15 protein-coding genes are annotated in these 14262 nt (G+C 70.9%); 3 read left to right on the plus strand and 12 right to left on the minus strand.

Annotated elements, in window-relative coordinates; all coding sequences use genetic code 11:
* Nucleotides 1-10 precede the first annotated feature (10 nt).
* Both GH747_RS12010 and GH747_RS12015 read right to left on the minus strand, forming a co-directional pair.
* Nucleotides 11-838, minus strand: coding sequence for an ABC transporter permease (locus tag GH747_RS12010; RefSeq protein WP_149769813.1), 828 nt, complete (start codon nt 836-838; stop codon nt 11-13).
* Nucleotides 835-1848, minus strand: a complete 1014-nt coding sequence (locus GH747_RS12015) for an ABC transporter ATP-binding protein (protein WP_228552901.1) — start codon at nt 1846-1848, stop codon at nt 835-837. The genes GH747_RS12010 and GH747_RS12015 overlap by 4 nt, the downstream gene beginning before the upstream one ends.
* A gap of 68 nt (nt 1849-1916) precedes the next feature.
* On the opposite strand from GH747_RS12015, the gene GH747_RS12020 reads away from it, so the two are divergent.
* Nucleotides 1917-2765: a TetR/AcrR family transcriptional regulator gene (locus tag GH747_RS12020; protein ID WP_149769814.1), complete on the plus strand. Its 849-nt coding sequence runs from the start codon at nt 1917-1919 to the stop codon at nt 2763-2765.
* Here GH747_RS12020 and GH747_RS12025 read toward each other — a convergent pair.
* The 5 genes from GH747_RS12025 to GH747_RS12045 all read right to left on the minus strand — a co-directional run bounded on the left by GH747_RS12025 (nt 2756) and on the right by GH747_RS12045 (nt 7220).
* Nucleotides 2756-3628 (minus strand): alpha/beta fold hydrolase, encoded by an 873-nt coding sequence (locus tag GH747_RS12025; RefSeq protein WP_149769815.1) that lies wholly within the window; start codon nt 3626-3628, stop codon nt 2756-2758. The two genes, GH747_RS12020 and GH747_RS12025, sit on opposite strands and share 10 nt — an antisense overlap.
* 79 nt (nt 3629-3707) lie before the next feature.
* Nucleotides 3708-4334: a response regulator transcription factor gene (locus GH747_RS12030; RefSeq protein WP_194842908.1), complete on the minus strand. Its 627-nt coding sequence runs from the start codon at nt 4332-4334 to the stop codon at nt 3708-3710.
* Nucleotides 4331-5470, minus strand: coding sequence for a sensor histidine kinase (locus GH747_RS12035; RefSeq protein ID WP_149769816.1), 1140 nt, complete (start codon nt 5468-5470; stop codon nt 4331-4333). The genes GH747_RS12030 and GH747_RS12035 overlap by 4 nt, the downstream gene beginning before the upstream one ends.
* Nucleotides 5471-5484: 14 nt before the next feature.
* Nucleotides 5485-6264 carry an ABC transporter permease gene (locus GH747_RS12040; RefSeq protein ID WP_149769817.1) on the minus strand — a complete coding sequence of 260 codons (780 nt, stop codon included), beginning with the start codon at nt 6262-6264 and terminating at the stop codon, nt 5485-5487.
* Nucleotides 6261-7220 carry an ABC transporter ATP-binding protein gene (locus GH747_RS12045; protein ID WP_149769818.1) on the minus strand — a complete coding sequence of 320 codons (960 nt, stop codon included), beginning with the start codon at nt 7218-7220 and terminating at the stop codon, nt 6261-6263. Before GH747_RS12045 ends, GH747_RS12040 begins: the two co-directional genes overlap by 4 nt.
* A gap of 86 nt (nt 7221-7306) precedes the next feature.
* Between GH747_RS12045 and serC the strand changes: the two genes are divergently transcribed.
* A complete protein-coding gene (gene serC / locus GH747_RS12050) occupies nt 7307-8482 on the plus strand; it encodes a phosphoserine transaminase (protein WP_149769819.1) in 1176 nt (391 codons plus the stop codon).
* A 6-nt stretch (nt 8483-8488) separates the two neighbouring features.
* On the opposite strand, the gene GH747_RS12055 is transcribed toward serC, so the two are convergent.
* The 5 genes from GH747_RS12055 to GH747_RS12075 form a co-directional block, all read right to left on the minus strand.
* On the minus strand, nt 8489-9388 hold the full coding sequence (locus GH747_RS12055) for an esterase-like activity of phytase family protein (protein ID WP_149769820.1): 900 nt from the start codon (nt 9386-9388) through the stop codon (nt 8489-8491).
* Nucleotides 9389-9481: 93 nt separating this feature from the next.
* Nucleotides 9482-10243, minus strand: coding sequence for a maleylpyruvate isomerase family mycothiol-dependent enzyme (locus GH747_RS12060; protein WP_149769821.1), 762 nt, complete (start codon nt 10241-10243; stop codon nt 9482-9484).
* Between the two features lie 52 nt (nt 10244-10295).
* A complete protein-coding gene (locus GH747_RS12065) occupies nt 10296-11669 on the minus strand; it encodes an MFS transporter (protein WP_149769822.1) in 1374 nt (457 codons plus the stop codon).
* Entirely contained in the window at nt 11666-12079 is a 414-nt protein-coding gene (locus GH747_RS12070; protein ID WP_149769823.1) for a MarR family winged helix-turn-helix transcriptional regulator, read from the minus strand. The genes GH747_RS12065 and GH747_RS12070 overlap by 4 nt, the downstream gene beginning before the upstream one ends.
* A 99-nt stretch (nt 12080-12178) precedes the next feature.
* Complete coding sequence (locus GH747_RS12075; RefSeq protein ID WP_149769824.1) at nt 12179-13630, minus strand: NCS2 family permease; 1452 nt, start codon at nt 13628-13630, stop codon at nt 12179-12181.
* Between the two features lie 54 nt (nt 13631-13684).
* Between GH747_RS12075 and GH747_RS22300 the strand changes: the two genes are divergently transcribed.
* Complete coding sequence (locus GH747_RS22300) at nt 13685-14239, plus strand: DUF2530 domain-containing protein (RefSeq protein WP_228552902.1); 555 nt, start codon at nt 13685-13687, stop codon at nt 14237-14239.
* The last annotated feature ends 23 nt before the right edge of the window (nt 14240-14262 follow it).

Here is a 14262-nt window from a genome sequence, read left to right on the forward strand (position 1 = left end):
ACGGAAGTGCTCAGATCGTGCGCTTCACCTTCCAGATGCCGACCCACAGGCCGACCGCGCAGGTCGCGATCGCCGCGAGCAGACCCCACGCCACGGTGGAGTCCCACATCGTCCCGGCGAACAGCGTCCGCTCCGCGTCGACGATGTAGGTCAACGGGTTGAACTTCGAGACGGTCTGCATCCACTCCGGGCCCGCCTCCAGCGGCAGCATCATGCCCGCGAGCAGCAGTAGCGGGAAGATCAGCGACTGCTGGACGCCCCAGAACACCCACTCGCGGTTCTTCGACGCCAGACCCAGGGCGTACGACAGCGAACCCAGGCCGATCCCGAAGATGCCGAGGATCAGCAGCCCGAGGAGGACGTGCGCGGGATAGAACTCGAGCCCGAACGGGATCGCGACGACCGTGATGAGGAGGGCCTGCACGACCAGCGGCGCGAACTCCTTGAGCGCCCGCCCGACCAGGATCGACGAGCGGTCGAGCGGCGTCGCGAGGATCCGCTCGTACGCGCCGGTCATCAGCTCGTAGAGCAGGTTGCCGCCGACCATGCCGGTGCCGAAGATCGCGATCATCACGAGCACCCCCGGCAGAAACCACTGCAGGGCCGACTCGCCGTCGATGGTCCCCTCGCCGAGCATCCCGTCGAGGAGGGGACCGAACAGCCCGAGGAACACCAGCGGCTGCAGCAGGGAGAAGATCAGCGTGAACGGGTCGCGCATCACCACGAGGATCTCGCGGACGAACACGGCGGACGTGTCGTGCACCCACTTGGCGACCCGGGTGCGCTGGGGCAGCGGGCTGGACGTGGTGGGTGTCGTGGTCTCGGTGAGGGCGGTCATGCTGCTGCCTCCTCGCGCAGGCTCCGGCCGGTCAGGTTGAGGAAGACGTCGTCGAGCGACGCCTGCTTGACGTCCGCGGACCCGACGGTCACGCCGACCGCGCCGAGGGCACGCAGCACCGACGGGACGAGCTCTGGCCCGTGGTTGGTGGCGAGGACCAGACGCACCGAGCCGTCGCTGTCGACGTGGTCCTCGACGCGGTTCACGTCCGCCGGGACGATCGAGCGCGCCCTCTCGACGACGACGGCCGCGGTGTCGTCACCGGGCACGAGCCCGATCGTCACGACGTCGTCGGCGAAGTCACGCTTGAGCGCCGCCGGTGTCGCGTCCGCGATGACGGTGCCGTGGTCGATGAGGACGATCCGCTCGGCCATCGAGTCGGCCTCGTCGAGGTAGTGCGTGGTGAGCAGCATCGTCATGTTGTTCTCGACGCGCAGCCGCATGATGTGCTCCCAGAGGTTGGCGCGCGCGTGCGGGTCGAGCCCGGTGGTCGGCTCGTCGAGGAACAGCAGGCCTGGGTGGTTCATCAGGCCCATCGCCACGTCGAGGCGACGACGCTGGCCGCCGGACATGGAGAGGACCGTGCGCTTCTCCATGCCCGACAGCTCGAGCGCGTCGAGAAGGTCGCTCGCGCGCTTGCGGGCGACCTCGGTCGGGACGGAGTAGAAGCGCCCCTGGTTCATCAGCTCGTCGTGGACGCGGTAGGAGTAGCCACCGGCGTTGCCCTGGCCGATGTAGCCGATCCTGGCCCGCACCTCGGCGGGATTGCGGACGACGTCGTACCCGGCGACTGTCGCGGTGCCCGAGGTCGGCTTCAGCAACGAGGTCATCATGCGCATCGTGGTGGACTTGCCGGCTCCGTTCGGCCCGAGGAACGCCACCAGCTCCCCGTCGGCGACATCGAGGTCGACGTTCTTGACGGCCTCGACGGTCTCCTTCTTCCGCGTGAAGGTCTTCGTGAGACCCCGCGCGGACACCATCTTTCTCGTACGGCGTACTGGATCTGTCATGAAGCCAACGGTACGCTGTACGATAAAGCCAGGCAAGCGGTTTTGACAGGCGATCTCGAGGAGCTCGGATGGACGACGCAGAGACACCCGTCGCGGCTTCGTCCAGCCCGCCGTCGCGGGATCGCTTCGCACCGCTGTGGGAGCCCCCGCCCACCTCCCGGCGTGGACGCCCGCCGCGCGTCAGCCGCGACCAGGTGGTCGACGCCGCCGTCGCCATCGCCGACGCCGACGGGCTCGACGCCGTCTCGATGCGGACGGTCGCCCGCTCCCTCGACGTCGGGGCGATGACGCTCTACTCCCACGTGCCCGGGCGCGACGAGCTGGTCGACGCGATGGTCGACCGGGCGTACGCCGACCTCGCGCTCCCCGACGCCGACCTGTCCTGGCGCCCCGCGCTCGAGCAGTACGCCCACGGCTACTGGTCGTTGCTGCGCGACCACCCGTGGCTCCTCGATCTCAACACCTGGCGGCTGCCCCTGGCACCCCACGTGTTCGATGCCGAGGAAGCCGCGTACCGCATCCTGCTCGACACCGGTCTCTCCGGCACCCGCGTCGTCGAGACCGTCCGGATCGTCAACAACACCGTCGCCGGGTTCGCGCGGGCCGCCGCCGCGGAGGACGCCGACGCCCGTGCGCACGGCACCGACTACGCGAGCTACTGGGAGGCGTCGACCGACTTCTGGGAGCACCTCTTCGACCCGGCCCGCTATCCGTCGATGACCCGCCTGTGGAGCGTGGGAGCGTTCGACAGCTCGTCGATGCCGTTCGACCTGCACATCTCCGGCCTCCTGGACACCCTCGAGCTCCTCATCGACCGCGCGCAGGCCGACGGCCCGGCGCACATCCCGACGTACGAGGAGTGCATGACGCACTACGACGACCGGGTCGCCGACGAGCTGCACCCACCTCAGCCCTGACCGTCGAGGACCTGCCGCAGCGCCTTGGCGAAGGCCTCCGGCTCGCCGGTCTGCCCGTGCTCGCCACCCATGAAACCGCCGTGGTCGCCGGGGAAGACGACCGCCTCGCTGCCGATCCGCTCGGCCACGACCTTGCCGGCGCGCGACGCGAGCTGGCCCTCGGAGCCCTCGCCGACGACGACGACGACGCGGGTCTGCGCGGCCCGCAGGGCCTCGAAGTCCGGCTCGTAGTGGGTGCAGGTGACGAGGTTCTGGCCGAGGAGCACGTCGTCGCGTGACCCGTCGTCCTCGGCGGACAGGCCGAACGCCGACGGGTCAGGCGCAGGCGCCTCCACGAACCCCTCGGGGACCGGGCCCTGGTGCATGACGAGGAGGATGAACTTCACCATCGCGGGCCCTGCGCCCTCGCTGCCGTAGAGGCGGCGGATGCCCTGCACGGCGGCGAGCGCCTGCGCAGCGTCGGGGACGACCGCGGCGACCGGAGGCTCGTGGGCCACGAGCGTACGGACATCGTCGGGGTGCTGCGCCACCAGCGCGAAGGCATTGATCGCGCCGCCGCTCGTCGCGAACACGTCCACCGGCCCGCCGCCGAGCTTCTCGATCAGGCGGTGCAGGTCGTCGGCGTGCTCCTCGGGAGTCGTCTCCGAGGCGCCGTCGGTGCGTACGCTGCGCTCCGCCCCGCGCGGGTCGTACGTCACGACGGTGCGGTCGGCGAAGCGGCCGGCGAGCGTGCCGAAACCGCTGGCCGCCATCGGCGAGCCGAACACGAGCAGCGGCGGCTCGGTGCTGTCGGGGTTGGCGCGCACGTCGTACGCCAGCTCGGCGGTCGGCACGACCAGGCGGTGGGTCTGGGTCTCGGTCATCGCGGGCTCCTCGTCACAAGTGCTGTCCCCCCTCCGACCGGCGCGGGCCGCGGAACTCATCGCAGCACCGTGCGCGACCTCACGGGTCTCCGAGCAGCCAGCCGTTCTCGACCGCCACGCGTACGGCCTCGGCGCGGGTGCGCGCCGCTGTCTTGCCGATCGCGCTCGAGAGGTGGTTGCGCACCGTGCCTTCCGAGAGGGCGAGAGCCTTCGCGATGTCGGCCACGGTTCCCCCTCCGCGCGCGGCACGAAGCACGTCGGTCTCGCGCTCGGTCAGGGGCGAGTCCCCGTACGCCAGCGAGTCGGCCGCAAGCGCAGGGTCGACCACCCGGAGTCCGGAGTGCACCCGGCGCACCGCGTCCGCGAGCTGGCGCGCGGGGGTGTCCTTCACGACGAATCCCGACGCCCCGGCGGCGAGCGCACGGCGCAGGTAGCCCGGTCGGCCGAAGGTGGTCACCATGAGGACCCGGCAGGCGGGCAGCGCCGCACGCAGCGCGGCCGCCGCCGCCACGCCGTCCATGCCCGGCATTTCCACGTCCAGCAGCGCAACGTCGGCGTGGTGCTGGACTGCCGCGGCCACCACCTCCGTACCGTCGGACACCTCCGCGACGACGTGGAGGTCCGGCTCCAGGTCGAGCAGCGCGGCGAGCGCCCCACGGACGAGCGCCTGGTCGTCGGCCAGCAGCACCTTGATCGGCTCGGTCACGCGCCTGCCTCCTCCTGGCCCGCTGCCGGCACCACGACCGCCACGGACATCCCGGCTCCCCCGAGGCCAGGCCCCAGGACGAGCGCTGCACCGGCCTGCGCCGCGCGCTGCCGCAGGCCGAGCAGCCCGGACCCGTCGCTCACGCCCTCGATCATGCCGCGGCCGTCGTCGGCCACGGACACACCGGCGGCGCCGAGCCGGACGACGCACCGTGTCGCACCGCTGTGGCGGATCACGTTGGTGACGCCTTCGCGGACGGTCCACGCGAAGAGCTCGCGCATGCGCGTCGGCACGTCGTCGGCCACCGTCGGAAGGTCGGCCTCGATCGCCGCGGACCGTAGCGCCGACCGCGCGGCGGCGATCTCGCCCGGGAGCGACACCCCGCGGACGTCGCGGACCGTCGCGCGGACATCGGTCAGCGCGTCGCGCGTCAGGCTGCGGACGTCGGCGAGCTCACTGCGTGTGCGTTCGGGATCGACGTCGAGCATCCGCTCGGCCAGCTCGGTCTTCACCGCGATGACGGTCAGCGAGTGGCCGAGGATGTCGTGGAGGTCGCGCGCGATCCGGGAACGCTCCTCCTCCAGCCGGGCGTCGCCGAGCTCGCGCTCCGCGGCGACGAGGGCCCGCTGCCGGTGGATCGCGGCGCGGAGGAAGAAGACCGCCATCGCCGCCAGGATCAGCGCGAAGCCGTTGCCGCCGTCGGACCAGCCGGGCACCAGGCGGGTGGAGACCTCGACCACGACGAGGAGGACCGCGACCCAGCCCCAGGCCCACCGGGGCGACAGCGTGCTCATCGCGGCCGCGGCGACGAAGACGAGCGCGGTCAGAGCCTGGTCGCCCGCACCGGGGATCATCGCCACCGTGCACAGCAGGAGCGTGATCAGCCACGGCCACGTCTCCCAGCGCGGCCCGCGGGACTCGAAGTCGACGAACCGGCGGTTGCGACCGATCAGCACCAGGTACGTCGCGACGAAGACCGCCACAGCCACCAGACCCAGCACCCGCTCCCACCCTCCGGCGCCGGAGATCGCGACCACGGGCGACCAGAGGTAGACGAGCCAGACGCCGGCGGCGAGGAACCGCCACCACGGCGGCCCCGGAGCGGGGTCGCCGTGCGGACGTGGCGGTGGTGTCACACCGCTCAGGGTATTCACACCCGAGCCGTGTCCCGGCGGAACCGCCACACGGCGCCACCCACGAAGACGCCCAGCCAGACCAGCACGTTCAGCGCCGCCACCCACAGGTTGGCGTCGGCTCCCAGCGGGGCGCGGACGATCTCGGCGGCGCCGTACACCGGAGTGAGCTGGGCGACCGTGCCGAAGACGTCCCCGAGCTGATCCACGGGGACGAAGAGGCCGCCCGCGAACGCCAGCACCGCCAGGACCGGCCCGAGCACCTGCATGACGTTCTCGCTCGGCAGCAGGTAGCCCATGAACAACCCGAACGCCGCGAAGACCAGCGAGCACACCCAGGCGAGGAGGGCGCAGGCGAGCGCCCGGTCCCACGGCAGGCTTGCGCCGGACAGCCGGCCGACGACGGTGACGACGACGACCGACGCTCCTCCGAGCACCATGGCGACGCACACCTTGACGTCGACGTAGGCGAGGGGGTTGAGCGGGGTCAGCCGCAGCTGTCGGCTCCACCCGAGCGCTCGCTCGGTCGCGACCATCGCGCCGCCGCTGGTCGTGGCCACCATCGCGCCGTACAGCGCCATGCTCACCATCACGTAGGCCGTGACGTTGCCCGCACCGGCCGACTGGTCGCGATAGCTGCTGCTGGTGCCGAAGAGGAGGAAGAACGCCGCGGGCATCACCAGCGTGAAGACCACCGTGCGGCGGTTGCGCAGCATCCGCCGCAGCTCCAGGCGGAGGAAGGTCGGCGAGAGGCCGCCCAGCGGCGGGACGCGACGGTCGAGCGCGGTGGTGCTCATGCGAGGACTCCTTCGGGCGTACGGCCCGGGCGGGCGTGCTCGGTGTCGGACGTGAGGGCGACGAAGGCGTCCTCGAGGTTGCGCGAGGTGATCTCGACGTCGCGGGCCGCGGTGCTGGTCAGGAGGTAGCGGGCGACCGCGTCGCTGTCGTCGGCACGGACGGCCACCACATCGCCCCGGATCTCGACCGACTCCACCCCGGGGATCCGGGCCAGCGCGGTGCCGTCTGCCGCCGGGAGCGTCGCGCGCACGAGGCGTCCCGACGCGAGCGCCTTGATCTCGGCCGGCGTGCCGTCCGCGACGATCCGGCCGTGCCGGACGAGCACGATCCGATCGGCGTACGCGTCGGCCTCCTCGAGGTAGTGGGTCGCGAACAGCGTCGTCCTTCCTCGTACGGCGTCGGCGCGGATCGCGGCCCAGAAGTCTCGGCGCCCCTCGACGTCCATGCCGGTCGTCGGCTCGTCGAGGATGAGGAGGTCCGGGTCGGACAGCAGCGCCATCGCGAAGCGCAGCCGCTGCTGCTGCCCGCCGGAGCACTTGCCGACCAGGCGCCCGCGGACATCGGCGATCCCGGCACGCTCGAGCACCTCGTCGACCGGCCGCGCGGAGGGGTGGAGGCTCGCGACGAGCGCGACGGTCTCGGCGACGGTGTAGTCCTTGAGCAACCCCCCGGTCTGCATCACCGCCGACACTGCTCCGCGCGCGATCGCAGCGCGTGGAGCCATCCCGTACACGCTGAGCGCGCCGGCGTCGGGCTCGGAGAGGCCGAGCACCAGGTCGATGGTCGTGGTCTTCCCGGCGCCGTTCGGTCCGAGGAACGCGACGACCTCTCCCGGCTGGACGACGAGGGAGAGATGGTCCACGGCCGTGACGCGTCCCCCGGCGGAGGGGAACGTCTTCACCACGTCGTCCAGGAGCACCGCCGGGGTGCCGTGCGGGTCGGTGTGCTTCGTCATGTCTCGATCGTCGTCCGGTCCGGCCCCGCGCCCGTACGCCGAACGTCACGACCTCGCCCTGACATCTGTCACGCCCACCGTGAAGAATGGCGCTCGTGCAGATCCCGAAGAAGCTCCTCCCGTCCGACGGACGATTCGGCTCCGGCCCCTCCAAGGTCCCCCATGCAGCCCTCGAGGCACTGGCGGGGTCGGCGGTGATCGGCACCTCTCACCGTCAGGCGCCCGTCCGCGAGCTCGTCGGCTCCGTACGCGCGCAGATGCGCGAGCTGTTCTCGCTCCCGGACGACTACGAGGTCGTCCTCGGGGTCGGCGGGTCGACGGCGTTCTTCGATGCCGCGACCTTCGGTCTGGTGCGTGAGCGCAGCCAGCACCTGGCGTTCGGCGAGTTCGGCGCGAAGTTCGCCAAGGCCGTGGCGGGCGCGCCGTTCCTCGACGAGCCGACCGTGCTGCGCAGCGAGCCGGGGACCCACCCCGACCCGGTCGCCGAGGAGGGCATCGACGCGTATGCGTGGGCGCACAACGAGACGTCGACCGGGGTCATGGCGCCGGTCCGCCGGGTCGACGGCGCCGCCGACGACGCGCTCGTGCTCATCGACGGCACCTCCGCTGCTGGTGCGACGCCGCTCGACGTCACCCAGAGCGACGTCTACTACTTCGCTCCCCAGAAGGCCCTGGCGTCCGACGCCGGGCTCTGGTTCGCGCTGATGTCACCCGCAGCGGTCGCGCGGGTCGAGGAGATCGCGGCGTCCGGGCGGTGGATCCCGGCGTTCTTCGACCTCACGCTGGCCCTCGAGAACTCCCGCAAGGACCAGACCCACAACACGCCGCCGGTCGCGTCGCTGTTCTGGACCGACCACCAGCTGCGTTGGCTGCTCGACAACGGCGGGCTCCCCTGGTCCGTGGCGCGCTGCGAGGACTCGTCGTCGCGGCTGTACGGCTGGGCGGAGCAGTCGGACTACGCGACGCCGTTCGTCTCCGACCCCGGCAAGCAGTCGTCGACCGTCGTCACGATCGACCTCGAGGGTGTCGAGGCCGCCGCGGTGTCGGCGGCGCTGCGCGAGAACGGCATCCTCGACGTCGACGGCTACCGCGGTCTCGGTCGCAACCAGCTCCGGATCGCGACCTTCCCGGCGATCGACCCGGACGACGTCTCGCAGCTCGTCCGGTGCATCGACCACGTCGTGGAGAAGCTCAGCGTGGAGAAGCTCGGCGTCGAGAAGCTCGGCGTCGAGAAGCGCGGGGTCGACCACCCGGCGGAGTGAGCGGCCTCAGTCGAGGTCGATGATCCCGCTGGCGGGAGCGAGCATGGCGGCTCGCTGCTCCTCCGGAAGGGTGACGCGCTGGATCGGCGAGGGGAGCCCTTCGCTGCCCACCAGGACCGAGGTGCCGTCGGGCTCGGCGGCGAGGGACTCGCTCTGGCGGGTCTCGGGCAGGGTCGCGGACCAGGTCTCCTGCCAGGTGGTCGCGTCGAGGACGTGGACGCCGAGGTACGTGCGGAGCACGACCTGCGCGCCGTCGGGCAGGAAGTCGCCGTCGGTGACCAGGGCAGGCGCCTCGGCCTCGGCCATGGGCTGGGCGACGTTCACGCTCGTACGGCTCAGGGGCTGCGGCAACCGGTAGACCTGACCGCCGAGCAGTCCCTTGGACACGATGAACATGCCGTGCCCGGACGGGTCGGCGAGCAGCGCCTCGGCATCGGCGCTGCCGTCTGCGTAGCGCACCTCGTAGCGCAGCGGCCGGACCGACTTCTCCCCGAGCACGGGCTCCTCGATGGCGAGCAGCGAGACCGTCGACCGGATCGCGTCGTTGTCGCCGATGTCGGCGACCCAGAGCGTGCCGTCGTGGTCGATCGCGAGCGCCTCGGTGTCGACGACCTCGGCGCCGGCCAGCCGCGTCGCGCCGACCACGTCGCCGGTGGACACCTCGATGGTGAACACGGTCGGGACGTTGCCGGAGTCGTTGATCGTGTAGGCCAGCTCAGGGTCCCGCTTGCTCACCACGAGCGCACTGGACTCCGGGACACGCGCGTCGGTGATCGTGCTGACGCGCTCGACATCGACCTCGCCGTCGGCGGCCCGCGCCTCGCGCGCGAGCGCTGCGACCAGGACGATGACGAGAAGGACCACGAGAAGGCCCGGGATCAAGGCCCTGCGGTGTCGCGGATTCATGAGGTCGGGGTCGCTCCTGCTTGGTGATCGACTGAACTGCCCCCGATCGCCGAGAGTATCGGGTCGACCCCCGGCGCGTACAGACGGCCGCGCCTACGCGCCTGCCTCCGCGAAGCGCCCGGCGACCTCCTCGAGGAGCTCCTTGCGTCCGTCCACCGTGAACGTCGTCGCGTCGCCGCGTCCCCACAGCCACAGGTAGATGTCGTGCGGGTGCCCTTCGACGGTCAGGTCAGGGGTGTCGTGCTCCCCCGCCGTCACGACGACCTCGCTGCGCGAGAGGTCGACCGTCCACGCGCGCTCGTCGGTGCGGACCACGACCACGGCGTCGACCGGGTGCGCTGTCTCGTCCTCGTCGTCCCACCACGGGCCACCGACGAGGACGGTCAGGAACTCGTCGATCCCGTCCTGGGCGACCGCGCTCTCGACCTGTCCAACCTCGGCGCCGGCGGCCTGCTCGGCGTCGACACGATGCATCGTCGCCTCGAGCGCCATCCGCCGGAACCAGAAGCCGTTCGTGCGGTCCTCGGGATACCAGGTGTAGCGGACCTGACGGGGGCCGCGCTGCTGGAGCTCGGCCAGCAGGACGGCCGACTCGTCGGCGAGCAGGCGGCGTACGTCGGAGGTGTCCAGGCCGGTGACGGGCCAGGGCGGCTCGCTCGCCGTACGGATCGACTCGACCTTGTGGCGGAACACGCGGGCGACGTGCTCCAGCAGGTCGCGGACCGTCCAGCCAGGACAGTTCGGCACCGACGCATCGAGATCCTCGGAGATCTCGAGCATCCGCTCGACCTCCGTCTTGAGCACGGCCAGGTAGACGTCCCAAGGGAGACGGTCCTCGACATCGCTCGGAGCCATGCGTCCAGCCTGCCACGGCGAGCGGATCAGACCAGGGTTTCTCGCGGGCTGGTCACACGTCCGAGCGCACCGGCGCCGGAACCTCCGCGACCGCGGCGTCCAGCCGGGCGGCGTCGTCGAGCGCCTCGACGGCGTCGCCGCGGCGCACGGCGGCACGAGGATCACGCGGAACCACCGCGAGGCGCGGACGAGTGCGTACGTCGAGCTGCAGCTGCAGCCCGCCGCGCACGAGGTAGTAGGCGGTGGCCGACCCGATGCCGATCGCGGCGACGATGCCGCCGAGGATCAGCGTCCAGCGGGCACCGAAGGTCTCGCCGACCCATCCGATGGCCGGGGCGCCGAGGGGGGTGCCACCCATGAACACCATCAGGTAGAGCGCGGCGACGCGGCCACGCATCTGGGGAGTCACCGTGAGCTGGATGTAGGCGTTCGCGGCAGTGACCATCGTCAGCGCACTGAGACCGAGGAGCGGAAGCACGAGCGCGAACGCGAGGTAGGTCGGCATGAGCCCGGCAGCGATCTCCACGGCGACGAACACGAGCGCGGCGCCGACGACGAGCCTCCGCGTGGGTCGCTCCCGCCGGGCAGCGAGCAGCGCGCCGGCGAGCGACCCGATTGCCATGATCGAGCCGAGCACACCGTACGCCTGGGCGCCCTTGCCGAACACCTCGGTCGCCATGAGGGCCGACGTCATCTGGAAGTTCATCCCGAACGTACCGACGAAGAACACGGTGGCGAGGATCAGGATCAGGTCGGGACGTGACCGGACGTATCGCACGCCGGCTCGGACCGCCCCTCTCCCGCGTGACGCCGGCGTCGCGGGCCGCAGGTCGTGGGTCCGCAGTGCGAGCAGGGACATGAACACCGCGAAGTAGCTCACAGCGTTGAGCAGGATCACCCAGCCCGTGGCGACGACGCCCGACCCGAGGGCCGCGATCATCACGCCGGCGACCGCTGGGCCGATCATGCGTCCCGAGTTGAACGAGGCGCTGTTGAGGCCGACGGCATTGGCGAGATCGTCCTTGCCGACCATCTCGACCACGAACGACTGGCGTGCGGGCGCGTCGAACGCCGTCGCGACGCCGAAGACGAACGCGAGGACGTACACGTGCCAGGCCTGCGCGACGCCCGTGATGGCGAGGACGCCGAGGACGGCGGCGGGCACGGCCATCGCGACCTGGGTGAGCATCAGGACCCGTCGCTTGGGGAACCGGTCGGCGACGACGCCTGCGAGCGGGGAGAACAGGAGCGCCGGCAGGAGCTGCAACCCGGTCGTGATGCCGAGGGCGAGCCCGCTGCCGGTGAGGGCGAGGACGAGCCAGTCCTGGGCGACACGCTGCATCCAGGTGCCGATGTTGGAGATCAGGGCACCAGAGGCGTACACCCGGTAGTTGCGGACGGAGAGCGCACGGAACGTGGGGCTCACTCGCTCACGACCAGCTTCTCGAGGAGCGCGGCTGCGTCGCGGAGGACGGCGCGCTCCTCGGTGGTGAGGGCGGCGAGTCGGCCGGCGAGCCAGGTGTCACGACGGTCGCGCTCGACCGCGAGACCTTCCCGGCCCTCCTGGCTGATCGAGACGACGACCTGGCGTCGGTCCGTCGGATGGGTCGTGCGCTCCACGAGGCCGTTGTCCACCAGGCAGTTCACGGTGCGGGTGACCGACGGCGGCTGAACCTGCTCGATGGCGGCGATCGCGCCCGGCGTCAGGGGGCCGTGGTGGTGGAGAGTCCCGAGGATGCTGATCTGGTTGGGCGTGAGGTCGGAGTGACGCTCCTGGCGAAGGCGGCGGTTGAGACGCGCGATCGCAGCGGCGAGCTTCTGGGCGTCGGTAGGCATACGTCCAGACTAGGTCGTTGCCTCGGTTAATTAAAACTGTTAACGAATGAGTCGCGTCACCCTGGGCGGCGCCGTACGGTCGCCGCCCAGGGTCCGCGCTCAGCTGATCCAGCGGGTGATCGGGTCGATCGCGAAGTACAGGAGGAACATCACCGCGACGATCCACATCAGGAGGTGGACCTCGCGCGCCTTCCCCCGGACGACCTTGATGAGCACGTACGACAGGAACCCGGCACCGATGCCGACGCTGATCGAGTACGTGAACGGCATCAGGGCGATCGTCAGGAAGGCAGGGATCGCGAGCTCGATGTCCTTCCACGGGATCTCGCTCACCTGCTGCATCATCAGGAAGCCGACGAGCACGAGCGCCGGGACCGCCGCCTCGTTCGGGATGTGGGACACCACCGGCGAGAAGATCGTCGCGAGCAGGAACAGCACGCCGGTGACGATCGCCGCGAGGCCCGTGCGAGCACCGTCGCCGACACCGGACGCCGACTCGACGTACGCCGTGTTGCTGGAGACGCTCGCCGCACCACCCGCAACGGCGCCGATGGAGTCGACGACGAGGATCCGCTGAGCACCCTCCGGGGTGCCGTCCTCGTCGTTGAGGTCGGCCTCGGCGCCGATCGCCGTCATCGTGCCCATCGTGTCGAAGAAGTCCGCGAGCAGGAGCGTGAAGACGAGCAGGACCGCCGTGACGAAGCCGACACGCTCGAACGAGCCGAGCAGCGAGAAGTCACCCAGGAGCGAGAAGTCCGGCATGTCGACGAAGGTGTCCGGGATGGTCGGGACGTTGAGGTTCCAGCCCTTCGACGCCGCGTCGCCGCCCGACGCACCCGCGTCGGTGATCGCCTCGACGACCACGGCGATGACGGTCGTCGCGAGGATGCCGATCAGGATCGCGCCGCGGACACCACGGGCGTACAGGCCGATCATCAGGGCGAGGCCGATGCAGAACACGAGGACGGGCCAGCCGGAGAGCTCGCCGCCGATGCCCAGGCCGATGGGCGGGGACGGGTTGCCGGTCGTCCGGACCACACCCGCATTGACGAGACCGACCAGCGCGATGAACAGACCGATGCCGACGGAGATCGCCATCTTGAGCGGCAGCGGGACCGCATCGAAGACCGCCTTCCGGAAGCCCGTGAGGACGAGCACCAGGATGACGAGACCCTCGATGACGACCAGGCCCATCGCGTCGGCCCACGTCATCTGGCTCGCGACGGAGTAGGCGACGAAGGCGTTGAGGCCGAGCCCCGTCGCCATCGCCAGCGGGAAGTTCGCGACCGCACCCATGAGGATGCTCATCACGCCCGCCACGAGGGCCGTGGCTGCAGCGACGAGTGCGAACGCCTCGGCCTGCGAGCCGCCGCCGAGGTAGTTGCCGTCGACGTCCGGAACGCCGGCGATGATGATCGGGTTGAGCACGATGATGTACGCCATCGTGAAGAACGTGACGACTCCGCCACGAACCTCACGTGCGACGGTGGACCTTCGCTGGGAGATCTTGAAATAGCGGTCCAGTGAACCGGTCGCGGTCTGGGTGGACATGAAGCTCCTGACGGTACGAATTAGGACAGTTCCCCAGGGAGGTACTGTATGGGCGTGGCGGCAGGCAAGCGGAAACTCACATCGGAACCGGCTCCGAAGCGTGGTCGCGGTCACACCGGCAGCCGCAAGGCTGATCGTGCCCAACCTGAGGAGAAGCCCGCAACCGGGCGACGTGCCGCTCGCTCGACTCCTCCACCTGCACCCGCAGCCGCCCCCGAGCCGGTCGTCCCGGCCACGCCAGCGCCCGTCGCGTCGTCGCCGGTCTCAGAACCCGCCACCGAGCCCACCGCGCCGCGTCGTCGCGCGCACGGCCTCGACCGTCCGGAGGTCACCGAGCTCGAGATCGGGAGCACCGTCCACCGCGTGGTCCCGGACCCGAAGCCGCTGGACGTCGACGGCATCCGGACGATGACGGTCGGGTCGATCCTGTGGCTCGCTGCCTTCCTCGGGCTGCTCCCGTTCCTCGGCACCCTGCAGCGCAACGGCGACGTCTGGTGGCTGTGGACCTGCCTCGCCGGCTTCGGCCTCGGCCTCCTCGGCGTCGAGTACTGCCGCCGTCGCAAGGTCGCGCTCGAGGCCGAGGACGAGACCGACGCGACCGCCGGCTGACCCACCACGGACGACGAGGGGCC

This window comes from Mumia xiangluensis (genome assembly GCF_010994095.1).
In the GTDB taxonomy this organism is placed as follows: Bacteria; Actinomycetota; Actinomycetes; order Propionibacteriales; family Nocardioidaceae; genus Mumia; species Mumia xiangluensis.